20 protein-coding genes and 2 pseudogenes are annotated in these 26402 nt (G+C 55.2%); 10 read left to right on the top strand and 12 right to left on the bottom strand.

What is annotated here, in order from left to right:
• Window positions 1–10 precede the first annotated feature (10 nt).
• The 4 genes from BDD14_RS25155 to BDD14_RS25140 all read left to right on the top strand — a co-directional run bounded on the left by BDD14_RS25155 (window position 11) and on the right by BDD14_RS25140 (window position 7813).
• A complete protein-coding gene (locus BDD14_RS25155) occupies window positions 11–3277 on the top strand; it encodes a TonB-dependent receptor (RefSeq protein ID WP_165420235.1) in 3267 nt (1088 codons plus the stop codon).
• A gap of 90 nt (window positions 3278–3367) precedes the next feature.
• Entirely contained in the window at window positions 3368–4942 is a 1575-nt protein-coding gene (locus BDD14_RS25150; protein WP_130422286.1) for a hypothetical protein, read from the top strand.
• A 240-nt stretch (window positions 4943–5182) separates the two neighbouring features.
• Window positions 5183–6262 (top strand): glycoside hydrolase family 27 protein, encoded by a 1080-nt coding sequence (locus BDD14_RS25145; RefSeq protein WP_242618185.1) that lies wholly within the window; start codon window positions 5183–5185, stop codon window positions 6260–6262.
• A 207-nt stretch (window positions 6263–6469) separates the two neighbouring features.
• Complete coding sequence (locus BDD14_RS25140) at window positions 6470–7813, top strand: hypothetical protein (RefSeq protein ID WP_130422282.1); 1344 nt, start codon at window positions 6470–6472, stop codon at window positions 7811–7813.
• 720 nt (window positions 7814–8533) lie between these two features.
• Here BDD14_RS25140 and BDD14_RS34035 read toward each other — a convergent pair.
• Window positions 8534–9259 (bottom strand): annotated as a pseudogene (locus tag BDD14_RS34035) (peroxidase family protein); the annotation flags it as partial.
• Here BDD14_RS34035 and BDD14_RS34680 point away from each other — a divergent pair.
• A pseudogene (locus BDD14_RS34680) lies at window positions 9251–9358 on the top strand (DDE-type integrase/transposase/recombinase); the annotation flags it as partial. The pseudogenes BDD14_RS34035 and BDD14_RS34680 sit on opposite strands and share 9 nt — an antisense overlap.
• A gap of 7 nt (window positions 9359–9365) precedes the next feature.
• On the top strand, window positions 9366–9662 hold the full coding sequence (locus BDD14_RS25125; protein ID WP_207231827.1) for a LysR family transcriptional regulator: 297 nt from the start codon (window positions 9366–9368) through the stop codon (window positions 9660–9662).
• A gap of 96 nt (window positions 9663–9758) precedes the next feature.
• On the opposite strand, the gene BDD14_RS25120 is transcribed toward BDD14_RS25125, so the two are convergent.
• On the bottom strand, window positions 9759–10079 hold the full coding sequence (locus BDD14_RS25120; protein WP_130422278.1) for a hypothetical protein: 321 nt from the start codon (window positions 10077–10079) through the stop codon (window positions 9759–9761).
• An 11-nt stretch (window positions 10080–10090) separates the two neighbouring features.
• Between BDD14_RS25120 and BDD14_RS34675 the strand changes: the two genes are divergently transcribed.
• The 3 genes from BDD14_RS34675 to BDD14_RS25105 all read left to right on the top strand — a co-directional run bounded on the left by BDD14_RS34675 (window position 10091) and on the right by BDD14_RS25105 (window position 12549).
• On the top strand, window positions 10091–10480 hold the full coding sequence (locus BDD14_RS34675; protein WP_165420234.1) for an IclR family transcriptional regulator domain-containing protein: 390 nt from the start codon (window positions 10091–10093) through the stop codon (window positions 10478–10480).
• Window positions 10481–10805: 325 nt separating this feature from the next.
• Window positions 10806–11066 carry an STAS domain-containing protein gene (locus tag BDD14_RS25110; protein WP_130422276.1) on the top strand — a complete coding sequence of 87 codons (261 nt, stop codon included), beginning with the start codon at window positions 10806–10808 and terminating at the stop codon, window positions 11064–11066.
• 61 nt (window positions 11067–11127) lie between these two features.
• Entirely contained in the window at window positions 11128–12549 is a 1422-nt protein-coding gene (locus BDD14_RS25105; protein WP_207231826.1) for a hypothetical protein, read from the top strand.
• Between the two features lie 599 nt (window positions 12550–13148).
• Here BDD14_RS25105 and BDD14_RS25100 read toward each other — a convergent pair.
• The 9 genes from BDD14_RS25100 to BDD14_RS25060 all read right to left on the bottom strand — a co-directional run bounded on the left by BDD14_RS25100 (window position 13149) and on the right by BDD14_RS25060 (window position 23842).
• Window positions 13149–14138, bottom strand: a complete 990-nt coding sequence (locus BDD14_RS25100; RefSeq protein WP_130422274.1) for an L-lactate dehydrogenase — start codon at window positions 14136–14138, stop codon at window positions 13149–13151.
• Between the two features lie 116 nt (window positions 14139–14254).
• Complete coding sequence (locus tag BDD14_RS25095) at window positions 14255–15322, bottom strand: NAD(P)H-dependent flavin oxidoreductase (RefSeq protein WP_130422272.1); 1068 nt, start codon at window positions 15320–15322, stop codon at window positions 14255–14257.
• Window positions 15323–15541: 219 nt separating this feature from the next.
• Window positions 15542–16066 carry a cupin domain-containing protein gene (locus BDD14_RS25090; RefSeq protein WP_130422270.1) on the bottom strand — a complete coding sequence of 175 codons (525 nt, stop codon included), beginning with the start codon at window positions 16064–16066 and terminating at the stop codon, window positions 15542–15544.
• 110 nt (window positions 16067–16176) lie between these two features.
• Window positions 16177–17520 (bottom strand): MFS transporter, encoded by a 1344-nt coding sequence (locus BDD14_RS25085; protein WP_130422268.1) that lies wholly within the window; start codon window positions 17518–17520, stop codon window positions 16177–16179.
• Window positions 17521–17741: 221 nt separating this feature from the next.
• Window positions 17742–18014, bottom strand: coding sequence for an STAS domain-containing protein (locus BDD14_RS25080; protein ID WP_130422266.1), 273 nt, complete (start codon window positions 18012–18014; stop codon window positions 17742–17744).
• A 304-nt stretch (window positions 18015–18318) separates the two neighbouring features.
• A complete protein-coding gene (locus tag BDD14_RS25075) occupies window positions 18319–19200 on the bottom strand; it encodes a universal stress protein (protein WP_130422264.1) in 882 nt (293 codons plus the stop codon).
• Window positions 19201–19425: 225 nt separating this feature from the next.
• Complete coding sequence (locus tag BDD14_RS25070; RefSeq protein ID WP_130422262.1) at window positions 19426–21048, bottom strand: DHA2 family efflux MFS transporter permease subunit; 1623 nt, start codon at window positions 21046–21048, stop codon at window positions 19426–19428.
• Window positions 21049–21060: 12 nt separating this feature from the next.
• Entirely contained in the window at window positions 21061–22302 is a 1242-nt protein-coding gene (locus BDD14_RS25065) for an HlyD family secretion protein (protein WP_165420233.1), read from the bottom strand.
• Window positions 22303–22342: 40 nt separating this feature from the next.
• Window positions 22343–23842, bottom strand: a complete 1500-nt coding sequence (locus BDD14_RS25060; RefSeq protein WP_130422258.1) for a TolC family protein — start codon at window positions 23840–23842, stop codon at window positions 22343–22345.
• Between the two features lie 132 nt (window positions 23843–23974).
• On the opposite strand from BDD14_RS25060, the gene BDD14_RS25055 reads away from it, so the two are divergent.
• Complete coding sequence (locus tag BDD14_RS25055) at window positions 23975–24562, top strand: TetR/AcrR family transcriptional regulator (protein ID WP_130422256.1); 588 nt, start codon at window positions 23975–23977, stop codon at window positions 24560–24562.
• Between the two features lie 1145 nt (window positions 24563–25707).
• Here the strand turns inward: BDD14_RS25055 and BDD14_RS25050 are convergent.
• Window positions 25708–26385, bottom strand: a complete 678-nt coding sequence (locus BDD14_RS25050; RefSeq protein WP_165420232.1) for a response regulator — start codon at window positions 26383–26385, stop codon at window positions 25708–25710.
• Window positions 26386–26402 lie beyond the last annotated feature (17 nt).

Here is a 26402-nt window from a genome sequence, read left to right as displayed (position 1 = left end):
GCTTCGAGGAATGCTGCTTATTTTGTCAGCGCTCGCGCTCATTACGTCTACCGTTATGTGCTTCGGGCAAGGTGTGACCGGGCGGATTCAGGGCACAGTGCAGGATGGAACGGGCGCAGTAGTCCCAAAAGCAACCATCACCGTGACGAACCAGGATACGGGCGTCTCCAGCAGATACACCTCCGGAAGTCAGGGGGAATTTATCGCAAACCTGCTGTCGCCCGGAAACTACAAAATTGAGGTAGCCGCTGCTGGCTTCCGTACGACTGTCTCTACCGGAAATGTTGTGACTGTCGATAATGCCACGCGGGCGGATGTGATCCTACAGCTTGGGGCAACAACAGAATCTGTCCAAGTCACTGGGGACAATCCCCTGGTGGATACGACAAGTTCCTCGATGGGTGAGGTGCTTAACACTCGTGACATCTCAAGCCTGCCGCTCAACGGCAGAGTCTTCTCGCAATTGGTGCAAACTGTTCCGGGTTCTGTCGCCACCGGGTTTGGCAGTGCGCCTGAAGCTGCTGCAGGTGCCGGAGCCTCGGGCTCGATTACCGCTAGTGTCAACGGAATGCCCTGGGGCGGCACGACCTACACGCTTGACGGTGTCAGCAACATGGAACTACTGAATGCCTTTATCAACATCACCCCCGCCCTGGATTCGATCCAGGAGATCAAAATCTCGACCAACAACGCAGAGGCTACGGTGGGCACCTACGGGGGCGCCCAGGTTAACGCTTTCCTTAAGTCAGGCACCAATGCATTTCATGGATCGGCTTATGAGTTCTTTCGGAGCGACAGCCTAAATGCCATCCAATGGCAGGCAGTCACCAAAGCACCCTATCGCGCCAATCAATTTGGCGGTTCGTTAGGTGGCCCGATTATCCGCAACAAGGCATTCTTCTTCGTGGACTATCAGGGACTGCTCCTCAACAATGGCATCGCCTATAACCTTACGGTCCCGACGGATCTGATGAAGCAGGGCAGCTTTCTTACCAGTCAATTCCCTACTCTTTATGACCCATCCACCGGCAACCCGTTCCCAATCGTCACCACGAGTCAAGGGCCTGCTTACCAGGTTCCCTCCTCTCGCCTCGATCCCACCGCAGCAAAAATGGTGGCAGGCGCAAACATATGGCCAGAAGCAACAACACAAAACAGCATCAATCAGAACTACAAGGCAAACACTTCCGAGACCGATAACAACCACCAGTTCGACATCAAGGTGGATTACCAACTGCCGAATGGCGACCACCTCTTCGCTCGCGAGTCCTATCAGCGTCGCGATCTGACCGCTCCATCACCAGGTACACGCTTTATCCAGATCAATGACGTGAATGCCCTGTCCAGGAACCACAACATAGCTGTGGGCTATGACCACACCTTCTCCCCAAGCGCGACCAACGAGCTCCGCTTTGGATTCAATCGCTTTTATACAAAGGATTTCGGCAATGACTTCCAGACCAATGAAAACAGTGCTCTAGGAATCCCTAATGGTAATAATTCCGCCTTCCCTGGCGCTTCCGGTTTAGCGATCTTCAACATCAGCAATGTCGCTGCCACCGGCTCACAGGATTGGACCAACTCTCATCGGATCACAAACGTCTACCAGATCACTGACAACTTCACCAAGGTACTTGGCAAGCATACGATCACCGTCGGAGAGGACTATCGGCGTCTTCAGGCGTCCCTGACCAATGCGAACGCCAGCCAGAACGGTAGCTTTTCCTACAATGCCGATTACACAAGCAGTTGCACGGGGCGGCCTAACTGCACTAGCAGTACCGGAGGAAATGCCTTCGCCAGCTTCCTCCTAGGCCTGCCATCTTCTCTTTATAGGGGTTTTGTCGATACGGATCCAGCGACACGTGCGAATCTCGCCGGTGTCTATGGGCAGGATGAATATCATGTCTCGAAGTCGCTGACATTGAACCTCGCCCTTCGCTGGGATGTGATCACGCAAGCCGTCGATAAATTCAATCGTCAGTCGAACTTCAATCTGTCGACCGGTCTGCTCGATATCGCCAGCTCTTCCAATCGCGCTCCGAACGTCAACAATTACTATGGCAACTTTGCTCCGCGCGTTGGATTCTCGTACTCACCCAACAACGGGCGAACTGCTGTGCGCGGTGCATTCGGTATGACTACGTTCCCCGGTAACTTTGGAGCGATTGGGGGTAATCTGGAGCGCAATTTCCCATTCTTCCAGCAGTACTACGTGAACCAGCAGCTTGCATACACGCCTTTTTGGCATGTGAATACCAACGGACTGCCGGGATTTGTTCCGATTTCGACCGCAGCACCTGTCACTCCACAACCTAACTCTTCTGTCACTTTGATTCCTCAAAACTTCCGTCCCGATAACGCGTACGCATGGAATCTTGGCGTGCAGCAACAGTTGACCGCATCTTCGTCATTCAGCCTCAGCTATGTGGCAACGAGAGGCGTTCATCTCTATCGCGACTACAACATCAATACTCCAGCACCTGGCCCCGGAGATCTGACGACACGCCGTCCGTATTACGGGATAGCGCCCGGAGTAACGTCGATCAATTACGCCACTTCCGATGGACTATCCATCTACCACTCTCTGCAGGCGGAGCTTAAGAAGAACTTCTCCCATGGGCTGCAGGGACGGATCTCCTATACCTGGTCGAAGGAGATTGACGATCAGAACGTCTTCTATCCTCAGCATGACAATCTAAATCGAGCCGTTGGAACAAGCCAGGCGCCCAACGTTCCGCAGAACTTCATTGCGAGCGTTGTTTATCAGCTTCCGTTTGGACACGGCAGACAGTGGCTGGCAGGCAGTTCGCGCCCCGTCGATTTGTTGCTCGGCGGTTGGCAGCTTAGCACGATCACAATTTTGCAATCGGGGCAGCCGCTGACCTTCGGCATCTCGAATGACAATCTCAACAGCGGCTTTTCCAATCGCGCGAATCTTGCCTGTCCCTCGATCCGGAAGATCGGAAAGACTTCGGAATGGTTCGACACCACTTGCCTAACAACACCGGCGCTCTATCAACTCGGCAACTCCGGCGTTGGCAAGGTGTTGGGACCAAGCTACAGGAACTCGGATGTCTCCCTCTCGAAGTCGGTCAAGATTCATGAGTCGATGGCAGCAAGCTTTCAGGTTGATGCTTTCAACCTCACGAATACGCCGCACTATGCCAATCCGAATACAACCTGTTGCACGGCCCAGAACCCTAGTTTCGGTCAAATTACAAGCACAAATGGAACGCCGCGAGATATTCAGCTAGGCGGTCGCTTCACATTCTGAGAATGAAGCGTGAAATGACAATACTTGGCATCACCTCTTGGGGTGGTGCCAATCATGACTTAGCAAATAGCAATTATTAAAGGACCAAAGATGAGTATGAGCAGAAGGCGCTTTCTTGCCGCGTCGCTGGCGACAACGATAACACCGACGATTTCTGGCATTGCGCAAAGTGCTGGATCGAGCGGCCGCGAAGTGATGAATTTGGTGCCCGCTGAGCCGTCTAAGGCGCCAAATTACTGGTGTACCTGGGCCACGCAGAACTATATGTATGGCCACGATCTCCCGAAGCTTGACGCCACTCTCCTCGAAGGGGAACCCGGAGGCGATCTGGCGCGTGCTGCCATGACGGAAGAAAACGTTTTTGCTCAGGGTGGCTGGGCAGACTCGTTCTATCCGAGGATTCGTAACGAGCTTTTTTTCCTGCTCGATGATGGTTGGGAGAGTGGAGGCACAGCAACGTTCGAGCTGGACACCAAGAAATTCCCCTCTTTCGACGGGACATCTCCGGAACGGCTCAGGAAGCTGAGCCTCGCGGCACAGAAGGCCGGATGGCGCGGAGCGGCACTCTGGTGTCGCAACACCCCCGATAACGATCGGGCGCACCACTTAGAGTCTCTCAGCGATTCTGCCGGGGTTGAGTACTGGAAGATCGATCTTGGGGATCCGAACTTTAGCCTGGTTCGACTGCGAAACGAAACTCACATTCCTCTGACCTTCGAGCATGTCCATGGAGAACTGCCCGTGAACGGAGACTGGCACAAGGATGGACGTTTCGGGGCGCAATCATGGGACTCGAGCCGCATGACCATCCTGCGCAACACGGATGTTTACAGGACCTATGACGTGACATCGATTCTTTCGTTGCCCACTACGCTGGATCGCCTCGCTGTGATGCTGGAGGGAGCAGAAGGTCATCCGGAGATAAAAGCCCTGTTGAACGTAGAGGACGAGGTCTATTTGGCGGCTGTGATGGGGTGCACCATGGGAATCATGCGCCATCCTCTCGTCGGGATGAGGCCTGGAGGGGATCCCGATCTTTTCTTCAACGGTCCCAGGCAGACAAAGAAGCGACTCGACGAAGTTGTTCGGGCCGTGCGATGGCAACGGATTGCGGCACCGTTCTCGCCTGGAACGGGGAAGACCGCCATCGACAAGGAAGTTCTTCTCGATAGCTGGACCTTTGAGTCGACGCAGACCTGGCAAAACGAACTCGTAGGAGCGACTATACGGCAGGGCGCACCTGCTCGGATCGCGAGAAACATCGACCTGCCTGAAGTAAAGACAAAGGGCGACAAACCATTTGTCTTTGCAGCACGCTTTCCGAATGGCGCAGTCGCCATTGGCGCACAACAGAGGACCCGGGTCGGCCAAGCCTGGTATATGCCGGAATGCGATGTAACGTTATCGGTGGCCGATGCCCCAGGGCCATTTGGGATCTTCGGTCACTTCGACAGTCTGACTTTGACCTTCAACAGAGCACCGCGAGGAAAGAAGATTCTGGCGCAAGATTTAGCTGGGGCGAGAGCCGTCGATATCACGGGTTCCGTGCAGTTGCGAGGAAATCGCCTGCATATCCCCGGAAGTATCATTCGCGACGTCGGCCTTCGTGCTGCAACACCCGGAGATCTATCGAGTCCGGGTTTAGTGATTGCGTTTACTTCATAGGTAAGCTCCGTCGACCGTAATACTCCACAGAACCAGCCCTAGGGGGTAAATCCTCGAACAGGGCTTGCACCACAGACCAGAAAGCCAATGACGAAAAACATGATCACTTATTTCCAGCCAAGCCGGGTTATTAGCCGAAGACGCGCGTCCGCATTCCTGGGTGTAGTTTTGACTCTGAGTGTCGCTGCACCAAACTGTGCTGTCGCCCAAGACTCCGCTCCGGAAGCTCGAACTCCGCCGATGGGCTGGAATAGCTGGAACCACTTTGCAGAGAAAGTCACGGATGCGGATGTCCGCGCAGCCGCAGATGCGCTCGTCGCGAGCGGTATGAGAGACGCCGGATATGTTTACGTGAACATAGATGATTCATGGGAAGGAGACCGGGACGCCGGTGGAAACATACAGTCCAATAAGAAGTTTCCGGACATGAAGGCGCTTGCGGACTATGTGCATTCAAAGGGACTCAAGATAGGGATCTACTCCTCTCCGGGACCGAAGACCTGTGCAGGCTATGAAGGCAGCTACAACCACGAAGAACAGGATGCCAAAAGTTATGCTGGGTGGGGTTTCGACTATCTGAAATACGATCAATGTAGTTTCGGAGATACTATCCGCCAGGAGGCGGGTGACGATCTTGTGAAAGCTTCGGCAATGCAGCGGGCAGCATACGAGAAGATGCATCAGGCCCTTCAGCATACCCACCACCCCGTCGTTTACAGCTTCTGCCAATATGGGCTTTATGCGGTCTGGAGGTGGGGCGCAGAGAGCGGAGCGAATCTATGGCGGACAACCGGTGACATAAAAGATAACTGGAGCCAAATGTCATTGATCGGCTTTCAACAGGCCGGCCTGGAAAAGTTCGCCGGTCCGGGACACTGGAATGATCCCGACATGCTCGAAGTCGGCAATGGTCATATGTCCACGATCGAATATCAGACCCACATGAGTTTGTGGGCCATCCTGGCTGCCCCACTTCTTGCGGGCAATGACCTGAGTGCAATGACAGAGGACACCCGTTCCATTCTGCTGAACAAGGACGTCATCGCAATAGATCAAGACAGGCTTGGACGAGCAGGCTATCGCGTGTGGGCTGAGGGTCCACTCGAAATTTGGGAGAGGCAACTAGAAAACGGGCATAAGGCGATCGCCCTCTTCAATCGGGGGGAATCTCCCATGAGCTTTCCTGTAGACGCCGCAACTCTGGGGATCAAATCTGGAGCCGAATTCACCGATGTCTGGCAAAAGAAGACAACTGTCCTCAAGAATGGTTCCGAACCCCTTGTACTCAACCACGGGGTCACCCTGCTACGGAGTAGATAGGACAAAATGCCGCCTTCACTTCGCTATTCGACTTTGTTGCTTCTCTGTTCGCTTTCTTCTCTCGGAGCGTTAGCACAGGGAGGAGCGTTAGCACATGGAGGAGCGTCTTCACCGCTGCTCCTCCAAACCTCAGACCCAGCGTTACAACAAACGTTCGACTGGGCAAAGACTCAAGCCCTTGCGTACGTCGGATCAGGAAACGACCCGGTGGGTGATTGGTATGAGGCAGCTCTGCCTGGGCGTAACTCCTTCTGCATGCGTGACGTTTCTCATCAAACGATGGGCGCTTATGCGCTTGGGCTTGCTTCGCATAATCACAACATGCTCCGGAAATTCGCTCAGAACATCTCCGCTTCCAAAGACTGGGCAAGCTATTGGGAGATTGATCGCCAGGGAAGGCCCTCGCGCGATGACTATCAGAGCGATGCAGACTTTTGGTACAACCTTCCCGCAAATTTCGATGTCATGAGCGCAGCTCTTCGAATGTATCGCTGGACCGGAGATACGACATATATCGATGACCCCGTATTTGCTAACTTCTACAAACACACAGTCTCCGACTATCCGAAACGATGGCACCTTGAGCCACCGTCGGCACTCGTCCGCGACCGCATTATGAATCAACGGACTCCCACAGGAAGGTTCGTTGAGGCTAGAGGCATCCCGAGCTATACCGAAGGTCAAAAAGACTTCGTAGTCGGCGTGGATGTCTTGGCTGCGGAGTATCGAGCATTGCGTTTCGCCGCCGACCTCGCCCACTCAAAGAATCACTTGGATGAAGCAAGGAAATATGATCTCCAGGCCATGACGGTCCAAAGGTTCCTCGAAACCAAGGCTTGGAACCCAGAGAAGCACCATTTCTACGGCTTCGCGAGAAACGGCCAGGACCTTTTTGGCGATGGCGACGCGTTCGTTCTCTATTTCGCCGCGACGGAGGATCCCGCTGAAATCAAGGGCGCTCTGTCCGCGATCGAAAAGAGGCTTCAAGCTTCAACTCCTGGGATTGAAGAACAGAGCTATCTGCCAGAGATCCTGTATCGGTATGGTGCGTCGGACGAAGCATATTCCCAGATTCTCGACCTATCCCGGCCGAATCGCGAAAGACGGGAGTATCCCGAAGTGTCGTATTCCATTATTGGTGCTATCGTCACGGGATTGATGGGGATCGACGTTGCGTCCTCCCTGCAACGGACTGATAGCCGAGCGCCTGCCGGTCAGACCGTCATCAGCACCCGGCCACAACTTTCGGGCAAGACGCAGTGGGTGGAGCTGGACCATTTGCCCGTTCGCACGAACGTCATCAACCTCCGTCACGACGGAAGCGAAATGAGCAGTCTGACAAACGTCTCCGGGCCGGCACTTCTCTGGCAGCCACGCTTATCCGGTCATTTCGATTACCTGATGGTTAACGGGCATCGAGTCGCGGCCATCGCAACCAATGATGATCAGCATCACCCCATGACCACCATAAGCGTTCTGGTTAAGCCTAAGTCCCGGATGGTCGTGAGCGAGATTGCCTCACGAGCTGCTCCAGATTCCATGGCCCATTGAAGAAGGATGCCCGGTTCAACCAACAGCTTCTGTATTTGGTCCGGAAATAGCGAGAGACCACAGATACCTGGATAGCTTGTAGACGACCGCCTCAAAGACCTCGTGCCACGGATCGCTTGTGGTACCGTCGACTTTCATGTGGAGCAATCGTGAATCCTGTGCTTTTCATCGATGACGATCGCTTGGCCCTTACAAGGAGTCGAGAATCTCTGAAGCGTTGGGACATTCCGGTACCCGGTTGCACTGGAACTACAATACTGCCGCATCTGCATGGGAGTTGGAACTGAACGCCGTCGCGAAGCCGCCGCTATCGCCCGGCGAATCATTGGCCTTCTCGCATTGACCGAAGCCGCCCAACCTTGGCCGCGCCGGTTGCTGCTCTTGCTTGAGCGTCAGTCACGGTACGGTATCCATCGCAGAGAATGCTATGTAAGTTATAGAAGGGATTGTTGTTAACGTGGTCGGGGTGGACGGATTCGAACCCCCGACCCTCTGGTCCCAAAGAATAGACTCCGGATATGGGCGGGTTTGTACTGATTTGTACGCGCTTGTAAATTCAATGGTTTACGCGAACCACCGCTGACCAATACAAGCCTGTCTAAACCGATATTCGCTACAGTATCCGCTACATCCGCCGCGTCGTCCTGGAAGGGCAGGATATGCAGACCAAGGGCTACCTTGCGGTAGCCCTTGGTCTGCCGAGGTGAAGTAACCGAAGAACTACGCCTTGCGCAGCTCGTAACGGTCGAGGTTCATAACCTTGTCCCACGTGGCTACGAAGTCCTTCACGCTCTTTCGAATGGGCCGTTGCGTAAACTTCCGCGATGGCCCGGAGCTGAGAGTTGGAACCGAAGATCAGGTCCACACGAGTGGCAGTCCACTTGATCTCACCTGTCACGCGGTCCAAGCCCTCAAATAATCCTTGCGAAGTAGAAGATGCCTTCCACTCCGTCGCCATGTCGAGCAGATTGACGAAGAAGTCATTTGTCAGGATCCCGGGCTTGTCGGTGAAGACGCCGTCCTTAGAGCCACGGTAGTTGGCGCCGAGGACGCGCAGGCCGCCGACGAGGACGGCCATCTCCGGGGCCGTCAGGGTCAGCAACTGAGCGCGATCGACGAGCAGATCCTCGGCACGCTTGGTATGGCCGAGACGGAGGTAGTTGCGGAAGCCGTCGGCTGTCTATTCGAGCGGGGCGAAGGAGGCAACGTCGGTCTGCTCCTGCGAAGCGTCCGTGCGGCCAAGCGCGAAGGGGACGATGACGTCGTATCCGGCTTTTTTCGCAGCCGCTTCAACCGCAGCGCAACCGCCCAGAGCATCAGATCGGCGAGCGAGACCTTCTTGCCCGTCGGGTTCAAGTCCTTCTGAATTCCCTCTAGCGAGCTGAGAACCTTCTCGAGCACCAGAGGCTGGTTCACTTCCCAGTTCTTCTGGGGCTCGTGGCGAATGCAGTCGACTTCCGGCTGAGTCCAAAGAGAGACGTTGTGGCGGCCAAGGCGTTCTTCCGCAAAGCGCTCCGCACCCAAGGGCGTGCTCCCATCAGCATCACTCTGGATGGCTATGCCGCATCGCATCGAGCAGTGCGCGAGATGCCGAACGAAAACGAGGTATGGACGCACGCGCGCAGCCGAGTTGGAGGGCATCAGTCAGCCGTCGCTTTCGCAGCAGATTCGCAAGTTGGAGCAGACGGTTGGCGCTCCGTTGTTTACCAGACTGGGACGGCGCACCAAGCTCACGGCAGCTGGCGAGACACTTTACGAACACGCCCGGAAGATTCTGCGTCACCAGCCGCGATGCCTCCCAACTTGCGCTACCGGCGCGGGGAGGTATACGACCCGAGTCATTGAATGAGCGGTACCACGATACTGGTAGTTCTGTTCGGAGCGAGAGTGACTGAAGCTCCCATGCTCTCGTCAAGGAGCACATTGATCGGGTGGTTCTCAGAACTCATCGGAACAGCGTAGATCCTATACTCCCCCGGCCGTCGCCGACAGCGTCTCGCTGGAACGTCTCGCCTGTCAATGACGAGCGCAGGACGACATAGGCTTGCCGGTCGACGCCACCTTCGGTATCAACGGTTCCGGCAAGGTTGGATGCTCCGCACCCCATCTGCACTTCAGCGGTTATGAATCCGCCACCATCGGGAACACTGAGGAGGTTCCCGGCGCCTTGAGGAGCCAACGAAGTTCTCGTTATGTAGGTGTCTTTGCCGCCGACAAGGCTGACAAGATACTGGCCTCCGGGAACATCTCTGTATCGCGCGGACACCGACAGATCCTTTGACAGGCACAGGAAAAATATCTCGATACACTGCTTCCGGCATACTGCACAGCCATGGGCCGCCTGCTTATTGCGTCACTGCCCCAGTTTCTTTCGAGAGCTGTCTTCGTAGCGTCGTTGTCACACCCTACACTGGCCGCACGACCAAAACGGTCGGGCGGCTTCGCATCGCGTTGCGATTAATCCAGCGCCGCGGCTTCGCCCCATGTGATCAAGAGTATGCGTTCGGATTCCGCTCCGTGGCCGTACCAATTCATTTGCGAAGCGGCAAGGTGGTGGCAAGTCTGAATGCGAGTACTTATGGCAGTGACCTTAAGGCCTACCAGACGGAAGCAATCTTTGTCCCACAGCTTCGCAGGGCAGCAGCGGAGTTGAGTTCATCTCTGTAACAGCCAAGCGATGTACTTGCGGCAAACCATGTACTTTGTGTGGTATGGCATCAAAGACTAAGTAGTCTAGAGTGTAGTTGCCCTCGCATGTGAAGCTTTGAGGCGCAAGAGCCCTTCGCTCATTCATCCTTTCCGTAAGAGCCACTTCAAACTCTACTAGAGCCGCCTACCATAGCTGGAAACACGATTTCCGCGAATTCCGCGAAAACCCCGACAACGAATCAGCCTAATTCAACTCCTTTTCAAGCATTTAAGAACGGCAATTGGCTTGCATTGGTAAACGCGCGTCCTGGCAGTAACTTAGGCTCGGCAGGGAGCGATGCCAATGACCTTCAAGATTGAACGGCTCTTCAGCAAAGAGAATGTCATCGTGTTGCATGTGTGTGGGCGAGTGGATATCGAATGTTTGAGCACGCTCAAGGAACTGATCGAAACGGAAGACGCCAAGATTGTACTCGACCTTTCAGAGGTGACGCTTGCTGGTCGCGACGCAGCCACCTTTCTTGCAGTTTGCGAGCTCAAGGGTATCGAACTCAGAAATTGCCCCCCTTTTCTTCGCGGATGGGTCGACAACGAGACGATATGACAACGATTCGTAACTATTCTGTTCCCAGGCTTGTTCTGCTTATTTCTGGAAGTGAGGAACCATGAGGACTATGCAGCAGTTAGTGAAAGCCGCCGGCTTGGTGAGTGCCGGTATCGTTGGTGCATATTTTCTGGGCGGCAACGTAGTTTCTGCCGCAGGCCAGGATGTGCAACCCGTCAAGAACAGCTACGCTCCAGTGGATGATAAGGAGAGTTTCGCCACGGTCCATGGTCGGATGGTCGCTGCCAAAGCTGGGATCATGAAGCGACAAATTGATCTATTGGAAGAGCGGTATGATCTGAGCGACCATCCAGCGAGCGGCGTGGTGATGGATCGCGCAAAGCCAGTGCAGGAAGGAGTGCGGGTCAAGCTACCGCAAGGTGTGACGTGGGCCGAGTTGTCCAAGGAGACGCCGGAGCAGATTCGCGAGAAGGGAACGTATCCGAAGGGGTTCCTGCCGTTGCCTCATGCGAACCATCCTGAGGGCGGTATGGTGTTTCCTAAGTCGGAGATTCAGGAGGTGCTGAAGCAAGAGGATCGCGACCTGACGCGCTTCGACCTGGACTTCGATATTCCGGAGCGGTTTCTGGCGGAATTTCCTGCGGCAATGTACCTGACGACGCGGCCTGACCTTGGCGATGTCTCGAAGGGCCAGTTGGTGACCATGGACAACTACTACGAGTTGTTCAGCGGCATTCTGAACCCAAAGCAGCTTGAGGGCCTGCGGTTGTTGCTGACACCGTTTCCGCAGCAACAGTTTAATGAGACGATCGATCGGCGCTCAGAGAAATCAAGCCGTGGAGTCGCGTGCTTAGACTGTCATACGAATGGCGGAACCAACGGTGCGTTCCACCTGGTAGGTGATATCCGGCCACAGGAGTTCCGTCATCGCATCGAGACGCCGGCACTGCGTGGTGTGAATATTCAGCGACTCTTCGGTTCGCAGAGGGCGCTGAAGACGGTAGAGGATTTCACGGAGTTCGAGCAGAGGGCAGCCTACTTCGATGGCGATCATGTGATTGCGGCGAAGAAGGGCGTGAATGTGCTGGATCGCGGAAGTCAGGTACACTTCATGGCCGAGTTCGAGGATATTCTAGACTTTCCTCCTGCGCCGAAGTTGGGATGGGATGGCAAGCTCGATCCCACGAAGGCGACCCCTGCCGAGTTACATGGGCAAGAGGTCTTCTTCGGCAAAGGCCGATGCGCAGAGTGCCACTCAGGCCCATATTTCACGGACAACACCATGCACGACCTGCATGCAGAGCGTTTTTACAAGCAGCATTTAGTGAACGGCATGATGATGGCCCACGACGGCGCGATCAAGACGTTCCCGCTGCGCGGAATCAAGGACACGCCGCCGTATATGCATGACGGACGACTGCTGACGCTGGATGACACGGTGGAGTACTTTAACCTCGTGCTGGGCACTAAACTGACTGACCAGGAGAAGAAGGATCTGGTGGCGTTTATGCGTGCTTTGTAACGTGACGGTATTGCTGTTCCCATACGCTCAAAAGGGGGCATGGGCCACTCCGCCCATGCCCTTCACTTTGATCTCACTGAGGCATTATGCAATTAGCTCGAGCCCGATTGAAGCAAGTGCCTGGCCGTGAATGTCTAAAGAGGGGACGACGGACGCGTGACGCAGGCCTGCGGAGGGAGATCGGATCCATGCTTGGGGTCTGAGCCTGATCTCAACAAACTACGCACTTACTAAAGCAAGTCGAATGCCATCCATAAGTGTTTTAAAATGCGGTCGAAGCGAATGATTCGTTACCGCGGAAGTCGTGGATTTCGTGTTGCTCTTAGGGGTTATCAGCTTTGGCAGAGCCTGGAAAGACCCCTGCGGGTGTGCAGTCTCTTCATCTTGGAAGCAGGAGTTGACGGTGGGATTCGCGGCCTCCGTTTGTACCGTATCCTAAGACTATCCGCCGGCGTAGGGCCATGAGACGAAGAATACGTTGATGTCAAAGTCGCCCCTTGTTCCTTTCGAGGCCCTCATCTCGCTTCGATGAGATCGAGTACCTGGCCTTAAGGTGGCAAGGGGATCCCGGTGAGGATTCGCTAAAAGAGGAAGGCCTCTTACGTCTTCAATGCGGCAATGTACTGTTTCAACGTCTCTGCGGAAGCCTCAAGTGCGTGTCTTTCCGATACATCAAGTGGGATGGACACAACGCGAGCCACGCCATCGCGAGTAATGATAGTGGGAAGGGACAGAGACACTTCGCCCAATCCCATCGACTCCGGCACTAAGCTAGACACGGTCAGAACTGCATGTTCATCCCGCAAAATGGCGCCTGTGATACGAGCCAGCGCCGTTCCAATGCCGTAGTACGTCGCTCCTTTTGCGCGGATGATTTCCAGACCGGTGGCGCGCGTATCGTTGGCGATTTTTCGTAGCATATCTTCATCGTGGGGTAAGCCCAGTTCCCTGCAAAAGTTTTCCAGTGACATGCCCGCGATCCGGGCCGACGAAGTCACGGGTACCTGGCTCTCGCCATGTTCTCCGATGACGTATGCGTGCACGTTGTCCGAAGCCACCCCATAGTGCTCGGCAAGGCGCCTGCGGAAACGAGAAGTATCCAGCGATGTGCCCGAACCTATAACGCGGTTCGGCGGAAGACCGGACCACTTCCAGGCGGCATAGGTCAACACATCAACGGGATTCGATGCGATCAGCAATATCCCGTGCGGATTGCAGCGCGCGACCTTCAGAACGAGGTTCTTCAATATCGCCGCAGTCTCATTCAAACTCTCTAGTCGGGACCTCTGTCCCGATTGACTAACGCCGACTGTAATGATGATCACGTCTGCCGAGCAACAATCGTCGAAGTGGCCGGCAACGACTCTTGTCGTGTGGGAAAATACTTCGGCATCTCGCAGGTCCTGAACATGACCGTCGGCTCGGCGCTTATCCCTATTAATCAATACAATTTCTGCTGGCGTTTTGGAAAGCAAGAGCGCATAGGCTGTCGTCGAACCTACAAGGCCTGTTCCCACGATTGCAACTCGAGGGATCCGTGATCGTACATAGTTCTGATCGATAGATTGAATAACCTCGACAACTGACATCCCGGTTCAACCTCCACGTGTAACTCCTCAAGGACCCAACTTGGGCACATCCAACCACTGGCCGCCGCCGAATGAGGCAGACGATAACACTAAGAGAGATTTTCGGCAGGAGGTGGCTACTGCCTCAGTTTTGCGCGAGTCTCCATCGCGAGCTGCTTTGTAAGTTCTCCAGCCGGGAGTTCCCTCCCCAGACGAGCGGATTGACCTGACCACAATTGCACGAAGTCTTCCGATCCTGCCGCCTCTGATTTCAACCTAAGGGGCGCGACGGCGGCGCTGGCAAGGGGAAAGGGTGGCGCCAGGTCGCACATCGGTCCAACTTCGCGGATAATCCGATTGACAATTGCGCGCGCCGGACGACCTGAGAATACGTTCGTCAGAGCAGTCTCATGATGCGCTGCGCTCCTCAGTGCTTGCCGGTGTACCGACCCAATCGTGGATTCCGGGCAAAACAAATAGGCCGTGCCCATTTGAACCGCTGACGCGCCGAGAGCGAACGCCGCTACAATTCCTCGCGCATCCGCGATGCCCCCGGCCGCGATGACTGGCACCTTCACAGCATCGACCACTTGAGGCACGAGCGCGAAGGTGCCTAACTGCGTAGATATATCCTGCGCGAGAAACATTCCGCGATGGCCGCCCGCTTCATAGCCCTGGGCGATAATCGCGTCGCAGCCCGCATCCTCGAGCCATCGCGCCTCGTCCACGGTTGTTGCGGAAGATAGAATCTTCGCGCCCGTATCCTTGATGTGCGCAAGAAGCTCCTTGTCCGGAAGACCAAAGTGAAAGCTGACCACCTCCGGCCTAAGTTCGACCACTAGATCGCACATCGCGCCATCGAACGGCGCGCGGGTAGGACTTTGAACCGGCGTCTCAGGATCCAGACCAAGCTCCAGATAATAGCCCGCCAAACGCTCTCTCCAGGCCATCTCCCACTGCAGATCGACCGCAGGCGAATGGTGGCAGAAGAAGTTGAGATTAATGGGACGCGCGGTGCTCTGCCGGATTTTTACCAGCTCGGCTCGTACCTGACCAGTGCTCAGCATCGCGCAAGGAAGAGAGCCAAGTCCTCCGGCCTCAGCCACGGCAACCGCCAATTCAGACGAACCGGCTCCCGCCATAGGCGCCAGAAGAATCGGAAGTTCAATACCCAGCAGATCCTGAACGCGCGTGTCCGGTCCCATGATCTCAGCCCTTCTCCGTGTCGCCTATCGAATACGAGCGACACCGCCATATTGAATTTGTGTTCACTTCGCCCCGAAGGTACTGCCCTCTTGCCTTGGATGACGTGCAGGAAGCTAGCGGTGGATCGGGTTGGCCCCCAGTTCAATTTTCACTCGGCACAGTTCCTTGGCTGGTGCGGCAAAGGAAAACATTCTTCGGCTGGGTTGACTCCCACAATGTCAGCCCAGATTTATCCCGATGGCTACGTTCTCTGATGGTGAGCCGATCCAATACTCATAACGCGCAGCCACTTCAAAAAGCTTCTGCATCGCCTCCGGTGTCGGGGCTGACGGCGGGGCGTTAGGATCAAGAGGCTCCGCCAACTCCCGGAAGAAGCAGTAAAGTTGTCGTTCACTCACCGAAACCATCCACACCAGCGTTGAGTCTGGGTTACGAAGCGCATGTTTGACCCCTCCCGCGATCGTTACGACTTCACCGGCGCTAGCTGTCTGCCATCCTGAAGATATTCCGTCGTCTTGATAGACCTCCATCGCTCCTTCAAGCACGTAGAATATTTCCGCGTCGTTGTGTCTGTGCAGTGGGATGACAGCTCGTGGCGGTAATCCGGCGCGCATCACGCCCAGATCTCCGCCGTTCTGGTCAGGTGTCGATACAAACTGCAGCAAAACTCCTACCACCGTAAACATGGGTTCGCCCGTTGCTTTGATAACTGGGTTGAAAAACCGTCTTTGTTGGGTATGCATTAAATCTCCCTTCAACTGTGAAGACGCTCCAAAGATTGGCGCCGGTTTGCTTTCTTTGGTTGATACTGCAATTCAGGAAGCTGGTCAGTCATTTGCTCGCCTCAGACAGCTCAGGTGTCCAATACGTGGCGTAACTCCGTCTCATGAGCCGCGAGGCTATCTTTCCCGTCGTTCCGAAGGTGTGCTGTTGGCGTCATAAACGTAGCCCCAAGACCTAGCATTGTTACAACTGCGATGTAGTGTGCCGGGCTAAACCGGTCGGTGCGAGCGAGCCACGAAACGACTAACGGAGTCAAACCGCCGAAGACCGCGTAAGCAATGTTGTAGGAGAATGAGACACCCGTAAAGCGGACCTGCGGTGGAAACGCGCGAATCATAAGAATGGGAGTCAGTACCACTCCGCCTGCGCCGAATCCTGCGAGCGCGTAAAGCGGGAGTAGTGCCGAGGGTGCATGTTGAGCGCCGAAATAGAGTCCGTAAGTCGCAGCAATCAGCAGCAGCAGGATTGGGATGGAGACGCGTCGAATGCCAAACCGGTCTGTTGCGGCTCCTATCGCTACTGTCGAGAGGCAAAGCGCCGCTGCACCGACGAGGTTTGCCATCTGGATCTCACGAGGCGCAAGCCCGAAGAGTTTCTGCAACAGCAACGGTGTCATTAGAATTACGACTACGATGGCTGCTGTCAGCATCCAGGTGCTGATCACGGAGGTAGCTACAGCTCGTCCGTGGCTTTTTAAGACAACACGTAGAGGCAGTTCACGAGATAGTGACGCCCGCCGTCGCATCTCTTCAAAGACAGGCGTCTCGTTGAGCCAACGCCGCAGGAACATCGCAATAAAGCCAAAGATACCTCCAAGCAGAAATGGAATTCGCCAAAGACCACCTGCTATCTCTGCCTGACTAGACTTGACATTGAGGACGACTGCTACCAAAGATCCCAACAGTATTCCAAAGCTCAAGCCACTGGTGAGCAATCCAACGGCAAGTCCGACCCGCTGCGGTCGAGCGTGCTCGGCGACAAACACCCAACCTCCAGGCGCTTCGCCGCCGATTGCGACTCCTTGCAATAGCCGCATCGTAAGCAGGAGCAAGGGTGCTATCACTCCTGCCGCATGATATGTTGGCAAACACCCTATCAGTAAGGTAGGAATTGCCATCAGCAGAATGCTCAAGGTAAACATGCGTTTGCGACCGTGTATGTCGCCGAAATGTGCCATCACAACGCCGCCCAAAGGGCGTGCCAGGTACCCGGCGGCAAAGATGCCAAAGGTCTGAATTTCCCGCATCCACTCTGGAAGACTGGCAGAGAAAAACAGCTTGCCGATCACAGCGGCGAAGAAAACGAAGATGACAAAATCATAAAACTCCAGGGCTCCACCAAGGGACGCGAGAGCAAGCGTCCGGATTTCTGCGAGCGTCAAAGGCCTAGGAGATGGGGAGTAACTGGTCTGCATAAAAGTCCTATTTCACCGGTTATCAGAATGATGAGTCGGTCAATTGGGGTTTTCCCTTTCGTCGGGCGGCGAGGACAATCTGGCGACAAGTAGTCACATCCATATTTTGGTTTCAAGATAGATTTCATATGCGCAACGTCTCATCTGCTCGTTACGTGCGACGTTCCCACCCATTTCGCGTATTGTGCACAGTCCGATGTATGCACACCCCTCGGCAATTGCTACGGTGTAATGCGTTCTTGTTCTGTGTCAATCCACCCACGAAGAAAAGCCGGGCAATTCCTGAGTTCGATACCCTTGAAGTCACCACCTGCTAGAGACGTGGCTGCCTCGCGACCAGCAAGCGTCACCTCTGAAAGGTCGAGTACGATCTTGGCGTCTTCCGCTTCGATCAGTTCCTTGAGCGTGTTCAAACATTCGCTATCCAATCGTCCACACACAATGAACACAATGGCATTCTCCTCGCTGACGAGCCGTTCGATCCTGAAGCTCATTGGCAGCGCCTCCCCCCCGAGTCTGAGTTACGGCCAAGTTGCGCGTTTGATAATGCAAAACGACTGCCATTTGTAAGTGTTTGAAAAGGCAATGGGGCAGGCTGATTTGTGTAGTGTGGTTTTCGCGGAATTCGCGGAATTCGTGGTTCCATCTAGGGCAGACAGCTCAAGTAGTGTTTGAAGCGGCTCTTACGGAGAATATGAATGAGCGAAGACTCGTGTGCCGCAAAGCGGCACACGAGTTTCTTCTGTCAATATGGATTCTGGCCCTGCACACCGCCTCCGAAAAGAAAACCTCGATTCCCTATACGCTCAGAACGGAAAAGGGAGAATCCCTCACAATTTCATACGTTAGGTCCGTCAAGCGGCCAGTCGACCCAGTTGGGGAGCTTCGACCGATGATCAGGACATCGGCCTCAGTGTGATCGACAAAGTCAAGGATGGTGTCCTTCGGAGACCCGATAGCAATTAGGGCAGAAGCGGGTACGCCATGTCGATGCGTGAGCGCCTCCAGCATGCCGGAAGCTCGGCGGACCTCCTCGAGATGAAGGTTCTCGTCCATATTCGGTGAAGCGAGCCTACCGCGCTTTCCAGAATTTACCACGTGGACGAGTGAAAGTTCTGCGCGAGCTTGTTCTGACATTGCCTTACCTGTGCGGAGTACGATGTCGGCATATGGCGTCAGATCAAGAGCGCATATCCACTGCCTATGCGTCAAAGGTCGAGGGGCGATTGTTTCTGCATGTCTGCTCGTGAGCACCGGACATGGAGCGTCGTTGATAACTCTCGCCGTAGTGGAACCGAGCAATGCCTGCCGAAAGCGGCCGGCGTGAGTGGGCATAATGATGAGATCGAAACTGTCATTCTTTGCGAGTTCGGAAATCTGTGAAGCGGGATCTCCTGAGAGCAGAACTCGAGGCGAATCGGCAAGTGGGAACTCCGAAGTTAGAAAGGCATCGAACCTTTCCCTTCGAACGACCCTGTGGTCTTCGAGGATGTCTGCAACCGGTCTCACGTAAAGCTCATACAGTTCGAAAAGGTCGAGTTCCGCAGGGTCCACTACATGAACCAACGACACGACTGCGTTGAAGAGCGTTGCTGCCCGCCGCACATATGGAGCCATGGCTATGCATGAGGGGGAGAAATTTACCGGGAAGAGAATCTTCTCAATGCGAGCCATTGTCATAGGTCACCATTCCTGAGAGCTTGTTCGAGAATTGGGTCGAATTGCCGAGTTTCACCATTTTGTTCTTTCCAATCACAAAAGTTCTCTCACTGACGAGAGTTCGTTGCCAGGCGTCTGAGCGATCATTTGCAATAAGACGCGACGCTTGATGAGTGTCGATAGGAGCGGCGCAGGCAAAGGGCCGCGCCGAGGATAAGCTAGGGTTTTCTCTCTTAGGGCTCATCATTAATGGCCCCCGGCCGGAGCCTGGCCTCCTTTGAACTTGCGAATGAGAATGACGAGGGGAATCATGGCGAGGGTCAGCCAGCCGATTACACTGAAACAATCCATGAACGCGAGAAACGCACTTTGGTGCAGGAGTTGCTGATAAAGAACTCCCAGTGTCGCCGGTCCCGCATCGGCGCTGGTAAAGCCGTATTGCATCAGGTGGTTCACCATACCCTGTGTACTCTGTTGCACGCTCTGCGAACTACTGCCAAGGTGTGATCCAAGATTCAATTGATGGAGATTGGCTCTTCGTTCCGCGGCTGTCGTGACAAAAGCGATTCCGAAGCTTCCACCCCAATTGCGGAAGAGGTTCGTAAGGCTTGAGGCCTTGTTGTTCTGGTCCGGCCGCAACTGCGAATAGGCGATCATGTTGACCGGCACGAGGAACAAGCCGTAACCAACTCCCTGCAAGGCTCGTGTCCATGCGTAGTGAGCTCCGTTCGTATCGAGGTTCATGTTGCTATACACGAACATCGCGGCCGCGATGAAGGACAGGCTCATGAAGACGAGTGTCTTTGCTGAGACGAGGTTACGCTGCAGAAGCTGTGCCGAAACCGGCGCCAGGCAAGTGATGACCAGGGCTCCAGGCCCGAGGATCAAACCGGCATCGATCGCCCGATAACCATAGAGCGACTGAAGCATCTGTGGAATTAAGGTTGTGGTGCCAAAGAGTCCGATTCCAAAGACAAAGAAGAGGACGCTTGCGATCGCGAAATTGCGATTGGTGAGCAGCCGGAAATCAATGATCGGCTCCTTGACGTACAGTTCCCACAGGATGGTGCCCACCCAGCCAAACACCGCAACGAGAATCATCGTAATAATGAAACCGCTTCCGAACCAGTCATCGATCTGGCCCCGATCGAGCGAGACTTCAAGCGCACCGGAGGCCAATGTAATGAGAACGATTCCAATCGTGTCAACGGACATGCGGCCCGCGACTTTCGCAGCGAGGCGTTCTTCCGTAAAGGCTTCAGGGTCATGGATCAGCTTGTTCGAGAGATAGAGCGAGAGAAATCCAACTGGAACATTGATGAAGAAGATCCAGCGCCAGGTGTAGTTATCGGTGATCCATCCACCGAGCACGGGGCCAATCGCCGGTGCGGTCACGATCACGACGGTGAATAATGCAAACGCGGCCGCGCGTTTCGCCGGAGGAAATGTATCAACCAGGATAGCCTGTGCAACCGGCGCCAGACCGCCTCCTCCGATGCCTTGCACGATGCGCCAGATGAGCATGAATCCAAGCGATGGGGCAATCCCACAGAAGAACGAGGAAATCGTAAACAGGATGACACAGAGCAGGTAGTAGGTCTTCCGTCCCAGTAGCCGGCTCAACCAGGCGGTCATGGGCAGCACAACTGCATTCGCTACAAGATAAGTCGTGAGGATCCAGGTCACTTCATCGTAACTGCGTCCCAGCCCGCCGCCGATGTAAGGGAGTGCCACATTGGCGATCGACGTGTCGAGCAGCTCCATAAACGCGGCGATGGTCACGGTCACGGCGATAAACCACGGATTGACCGCGCGGGCTGGGGATTGCAGCATGGAAGTGGAAGCCGCTGATGATGTCTGATGAGTCATACACTCCTCCTCCTAGCGCACACGAACCGTTGCTTCCACCGACATGCCGGGACGAAGATCGTGTTGAGGATCTTGATCGTGGTCGATATGAATCCGGACGGGGAATCGCTGCACGATCTTTACGTAGTTTCCGCTTGCATTTTCAGGGGGAAAGAGACTGAAGAGAGGCCCAGCTGCGCCTGCCATATCCTCCACCGTTCCTCTATAGTCACGCCCAAATGTGTCTACATGGAGCGTGACGGGTTCGCCGGGGCGCATGCGACGCAGTTGTGTCTCCTTGAAGTTCGCCGTGATCCAGATATCGTCCACTGGTACCACCGTCAAAAGCGTTTGGCCAGGCTGAACGCGATGGCCTAACTCGACTGTCTTGTGACCGACCACGCCACCGACGGGAGCGTAGACTTTCGTGTAACTCAGGTTCAGTTCGGCGGTGTGGACATCCGCCCGTGCCTGGTCCAGTTCTCCTTGTGCCGACTCAAATTGGGCCCGCACATCGGAGGACCGCTGTGGAGCCGTGCTTGCGCTGGATACCTGTGCGTCGCGTTGTGCGACCAGGCTTTGTGCCTGAGAGACCTTCTGCTTCGCTGCTGCAAGCGCTGCACGATCGGACTCGAGGGTCTGTTCCGTCGCGACAGCTTCCGTCGCTCGTGCATCGTAGTAGGACCGGGAAATCTCTCGCTTTTCGACAAGAGCTTCGTAACGCACACGATCGCGCTCCGCACGGTCCGCAACAGCTTGGTCCTGCTGGACCCTGTGCTGTGCGGCTGTCATATCGGCTTCAGCGGAGGCGACGTTAGCAACGGATTCTTGCCGGGCCGCGTTGGCCAGACGCAACTGGCTGTACGCCGCAGTATCCGTAATCGGTATCTGCAGTTGGGCCGCATGCACCTCAGCTTCCTTCGTCTCCAGGTTCGCTTTCGCGTGTTCGAGCGCGGCCTCGTAGTCTCTGGGGTCCAGTTCCAGCAGTAAAGTACCAGCCGGAACATGTCGGTCGTTTTCGACCAGCGGATTGACGTAAGTGACCGTGCCGGTGATGCGCGTGCTGAGTTGTGCGAAGTGTCCGTCAATCTGTGCGTCATCCGTGAATTCGTAGTGGCGCGCATGCAACCAGTACGCAAGACCTCCCGCCAGGCCTACGGCGACCAGCACAAGAATCAGTAACCGCTTCAAAGCGGTGGTCCGTGTTGGAGTTTTGTCTTGAGTTTCTGGAGAGAAACTGTCTTTGTTCTCTTCAACGATCGCTACTGTAGCCATATCGGCCTCCTTGGTTGCTCGTATTATTTTGTGTCTGTCTTTATCGCTCGCTAAAAAACGTCGTGAGACGGCTCTCAGATGAGCCCAGCGCCCTGGCAAGCGCAATCTTCGCCACATTGAACGAGAAGAGGCTGGCGATGTAATTCTCGTTCGCGGCCACCATGGCCTCCTGCGCCTGCAAGACTTCGAGATAATTGGTGACCCCATTTTTGTAACGGTCCTCGGACTGCGTAAGCGCCTTCTCAGCCAGCGTCCGGTTCCCTGCCGCGACTTTGACTGCCGATTCCGAGGCCTGAGCGTCCAGACGAGCAACCCGAACGTCATAGTCGACCCGCCCTGCGAGATCGCGATATTCGGCTCGGCGCTGCACCAGCGCCGCGTCTGCTGCATGAACGTCCGACCGTATGCGTCCACTAGTAAAGATGGGAACGGAGACGGTGCCCTGCACGCCGTAGACCTGGTTGTAATTTGCTGGGTTCACTCCGCCTCCACCATAACCGGCGACAAGCGACACTTCAGGCAAACGCTCTGCTCGCGCGGCCTTGACGCCAAGCTCGGCGGCTGTGACCGCCTGCTTCATGCTCGCAATGTCGTATCGTGTCTCGGACGCGTGGCTCTCTTCGCTCTTGAGATCGAGCAGCGGAACGTATCCGTAGTCGCTGCTCGGCGCCCAAAGTTGCTGTAGGGGAACTCCTGTCACCCGATCCAGCGTGAGCTTGTCTTTTTCGAGATCATTGGTCGCGTCAACGACTCGCTGCTCGGCAGTACTCAGCTCAACTTTGGCGCGGAGCGAGTCGATTTCCGGAGACACCTCCGACTTGTATTGGTCCTCTACCTGTGCGTTCAACTCCTGTGCCGAGGCCAGCGCTGCCTTCGTCGTGTCCAACCGCGCCTGACTCGCCACGACCTGGAAATAGGCTGCGCCGACGGCATACACCACGACGTCGCGAGCATCCTTAGTGCTAAGAAGCGAGGAGGCCTCAAGCGCCTTCTGCTGTTTGTATTTGTCCCGCAGGCTTAGGTTCACGACCGGAGACTGCGCAGTGATTTGGGCTTCCGAGTAGCCGAAGTTGCCGCTTGTGGGAGGAAGCTGAAATCCTGCCTGGACGGGCAGCTTGATGTTCAACTCCCGGTAACTGAGTTGTTGATAACTCTGCTGCGCACGAGCCGAAATCTGTGGCAGAAGTTCGGAGAAAGCATGTTCTCTTGCGGCTCTGACGCCTGCGTCCGCCTGCTCGCTATCAATCAGGCCAAGATTGAAGCGAAGTCCTCGGGAGACGGCATCGCTCAGACTCAGCCTGATCTCACCGTCAACGACCTTGTCGTCCGGGGTGCTTCCCAGATAAGGATTGAGGGTCTGCGTCGCCCGTGCGCTTGGGTTGGTCGTATTCGCCGCCGGATTGATGGGGCGCGGCGTTGCGACTGAACCGAACGAGGGCAACGGCCCACTGCTGTCAACCGACTGCGCTGTGGCTGCGGCCGCCAGCAGCAGGGAAAAAAGTGCCATCAATGTAATCCGCCCTGCCTTGGGTCTTCCCATAAAGAGCCTCCTTGAACCGCCACTCGAAAGGAGTAGAGGTAATCACGAACATAAAGATGATGGATATCATGATTGCGATTCATAATCATGACGCGTATCATCTAAATAGTCGATTCCGAGGAGGAACATGCGATGAAAGTAAGCAAACAGAAGATGGCGGAGCACCGGGAGCAGATCATCGAGGCCGCTGCGAAGCGATTTCGGGAGAAGGGATTCGACGGCATCAGCGTCGCCGAGCTGATGAAGGAAGTAGGCCTGACCCATGGAGGGTTTTACGGGCACTTCACATCCAAGGAAGAGTTGGTGAGCTTAGCCTCACAGCGGGCCATGAGGAGCACTTCAGCGAAGTGGGCAACGGTCATCGATGAGGCGTCTGGAGACCCACTTGCAGCCCTGGCAAAGGACTATTTGTCCACCCGGCACCAGGAGCATCCGGAGGCCGGCTGCCTGTTTGCGGCTCTCGGCGGCGAACTTGGGCGTCAGCCGGTGTTGGTCAAGCAAGCAGTAATGGAAGTACAACTACAGTTTCTCGACATATTGTCCCGAGTTGTGCCCGGCCGTACTAAGGCAGCACGGCGGAGGAAGGCTATTGTTGTGTTTGCGGAATTGATCGGCGGCATGATTCTGGCACGCAGCGTGCCCGATCCCGAATTGTCCCAAGAGATTCTCAAGACAATGGCCGCAATTATCCCATACAGCGTTCAAGAGGCTATTGTATGAGGCCATTTGCGGCCGCGAGGTTGAAATCGGCAAGAGGAAACAGTGCTCTTGCGCCCATGATCCTCCGCCCATCCGCTTCGTCGCTAGTGGCGGCATAACGTTGCAGCGGGTGGCGGTATAACGTTGCAGCCAGCACTTACGACTCTCCACTATCGCGTGCACGCGTATCGAATACGTCGAAGTGTTTCCCGGTACCCACGCACTCGATATACAGGCCAGAAACAGTCTGTACGGCGATACCGCGTGAATCGAGAGCAAATTGTGCGCGTGCGTTACGGATGCTGGGTTCATTACACATCGTTGTGGTAGCGAACTTGCATGCGGTAGCGTGTATCGCATCCGGCAGAACCAGCATAATCTTTCTATCATCAGGTCATGAGGCGGTCGCCATCGGCGAGCTCCCTGTGCGCGCTGTATCTGCTTTTCAGTGGGACAAGGCAGTACGGCTCCAAATCGCCCAGTCGTTTCCACGCAAAGGTAAGGAGTCGGTCGACATTTTCATCACTCGTCTTGAGTAGTAGAGACGTTTCTCTTCTCGAAAACTCGAGCACCTCCCTCAAAAACAACACCACGCACTCCTGTCTAGGAAGCCCTTCAATTCTCGCTTCTATGGATCGGTCTGTACGGAACTGTTCTGAAGGCTCCGGTTGCATGGGCGCGTCGCGTGCAACGGCGAGCGCCTCTATCACCAGAGAACGAATGGCATACGGAAACTCGAATCCATTTGCGACGGTTGCCCCTTCTACACTCACCAGAGTCCGACTCAGCACGGCCTCGGGGGAGCATTTATCTCCTACCAACATCCGCGCAGCTAGCAGGAAACATGACCGACGCTCGCGAAATAGTACGCTCCATTGTTCGGTCGCTATTCTCAAGGTCTATTGATCCCTTCATTGAGGAGTTATCAGTGCACGAGCTTATTTTCGATAGATCGATTCATGCGAGGTCGGTAGAACCGAGTATTCGATTTCCCAAGAGTGATGATGAGGCCAGAAGTCGTCCATCAGGTCTTTCCATTAGATAAGGGTCTCCATCACGAATCCTCTGTTTCGAGATCTGAGGATTTCGTTTGTACTCGGATGTAAACATCCGCAGGAAGGCCCGCTTCACGCCGGCGAATACAACCACGCTAACCAGGATATTGATCATGGCTGATACATCCTCCCGGTCGGCTCGCCTGAGAATCGTCTGACTCTCGCTGCAGATTCGCTCGCTTGCTTCGCCACTTCCGATGTCGGAAAGATAGTTTTGTCCGGCTCACGCGAGTGCCGGACGATTGCCAGCTGTACTGGTTCGAAACAATGGGGACAACACCTCTGGTCCTGAAAGGGACTGTTGCCAGGGAGAGTATGGGGAAATGCCCTGAGACATTCTGGACAGGAAACAAGCACGGTCGAGGTGTCCGAACGGTCTATTGGCATTCCCTGTACCCAGATTGGCGCGGCGGCGCGAGCTGCATATACATCACGCCTGTTCTCTATCGCCCTCACAATCTCAACCAACTGTGCGACGTTAGTTGTGCCCTTGGCATAGAACGCGTCGGCCGCGATCCCCGGTAGGACATTTGCGCCTGGATCGGCCCCGCTCATTGCGATGGCCACAATCTCCGGAAACCGTCGCCGGACGACTGATAGCAGTTCGAATCCGGACATTCCTAGCATGTTAAGGTCCGAAAGAAGAACGTGCGGGATCCTTATCCGAATCTGTGCCAAGGCGGCGAAACCACCGGTGGCTGTGCGAACGGTATAGCCACACTCTTTGAATATCTCCGAAATCACGTTCAGCAGGACCTGGTTGTCGTCGACCACGACGATATCGGTCAATTCACTTGGCATCTTCC

Origin of the sequence: Edaphobacter modestus, from assembly GCF_004217555.1 — a bacterium.
In the GTDB taxonomy this organism is placed as follows: Bacteria; Acidobacteriota; Terriglobia; order Terriglobales; family Acidobacteriaceae; genus Edaphobacter; species Edaphobacter modestus.
Note: the sequence above shows the minus strand (reverse complement) of the source record. Positions and strands in the feature narration are given on the sequence as shown.

What these genes read in the sequence shown, in the direction of transcription:
- BDD14_RS25125 (WP_207231827.1), top strand. Translation starts at nt 9,366, where the DNA reads ATGGCTATGCCGCATCGCATCGAGCAGTGCGCGAGATGCCGAACGAAA.
- BDD14_RS25065 (WP_165420233.1), bottom strand. Translation starts at nt 22,302, where the DNA reads ATGGCTACAGTAGCGATCGTTGAAGAGAACAAAGACAGTTTCTCTCCA.
- BDD14_RS25095 (WP_130422272.1), bottom strand. Translation starts at nt 15,322, where the DNA reads ATGGGACCGGACACGCGCGTTCAGGATCTGCTGGGTATTGAACTTCCG.
- BDD14_RS25150 (WP_130422286.1), top strand. Translation starts at nt 3,368, where the DNA reads ATGAGTATGAGCAGAAGGCGCTTTCTTGCCGCGTCGCTGGCGACAACG.
- BDD14_RS25090 (WP_130422270.1), bottom strand. Translation starts at nt 16,066, where the DNA reads ATGCATACCCAACAAAGACGGTTTTTCAACCCAGTTATCAAAGCAACG.
- BDD14_RS25145 (WP_242618185.1), top strand. Translation starts at nt 5,183, where the DNA reads ATGGGCTGGAATAGCTGGAACCACTTTGCAGAGAAAGTCACGGATGCG.
- BDD14_RS25155 (WP_165420235.1), top strand. Translation starts at nt 11, where the DNA reads ATGCTGCTTATTTTGTCAGCGCTCGCGCTCATTACGTCTACCGTTATG.
- BDD14_RS25075 (WP_130422264.1), bottom strand. Translation starts at nt 19,200, where the DNA reads ATGACAATGGCTCGCATTGAGAAGATTCTCTTCCCGGTAAATTTCTCC.
- BDD14_RS25100 (WP_130422274.1), bottom strand. Translation starts at nt 14,138, where the DNA reads ATGTCAGTTGTCGAGGTTATTCAATCTATCGATCAGAACTATGTACGA.
- BDD14_RS25110 (WP_130422276.1), top strand. Translation starts at nt 10,806, where the DNA reads ATGACCTTCAAGATTGAACGGCTCTTCAGCAAAGAGAATGTCATCGTG.
- BDD14_RS25070 (WP_130422262.1), bottom strand. Translation starts at nt 21,048, where the DNA reads ATGACTCATCAGACATCATCAGCGGCTTCCACTTCCATGCTGCAATCC.
- BDD14_RS25060 (WP_130422258.1), bottom strand. Translation starts at nt 23,842, where the DNA reads ATGGGAAGACCCAAGGCAGGGCGGATTACATTGATGGCACTTTTTTCC.
- BDD14_RS25055 (WP_130422256.1), top strand. Translation starts at nt 23,975, where the DNA reads ATGAAAGTAAGCAAACAGAAGATGGCGGAGCACCGGGAGCAGATCATC.
- BDD14_RS25085 (WP_130422268.1), bottom strand. Translation starts at nt 17,520, where the DNA reads ATGCAGACCAGTTACTCCCCATCTCCTAGGCCTTTGACGCTCGCAGAA.
- BDD14_RS25080 (WP_130422266.1), bottom strand. Translation starts at nt 18,014, where the DNA reads ATGAGCTTCAGGATCGAACGGCTCGTCAGCGAGGAGAATGCCATTGTG.
- BDD14_RS25105 (WP_207231826.1), top strand. Translation starts at nt 11,128, where the DNA reads ATGAGGACTATGCAGCAGTTAGTGAAAGCCGCCGGCTTGGTGAGTGCC.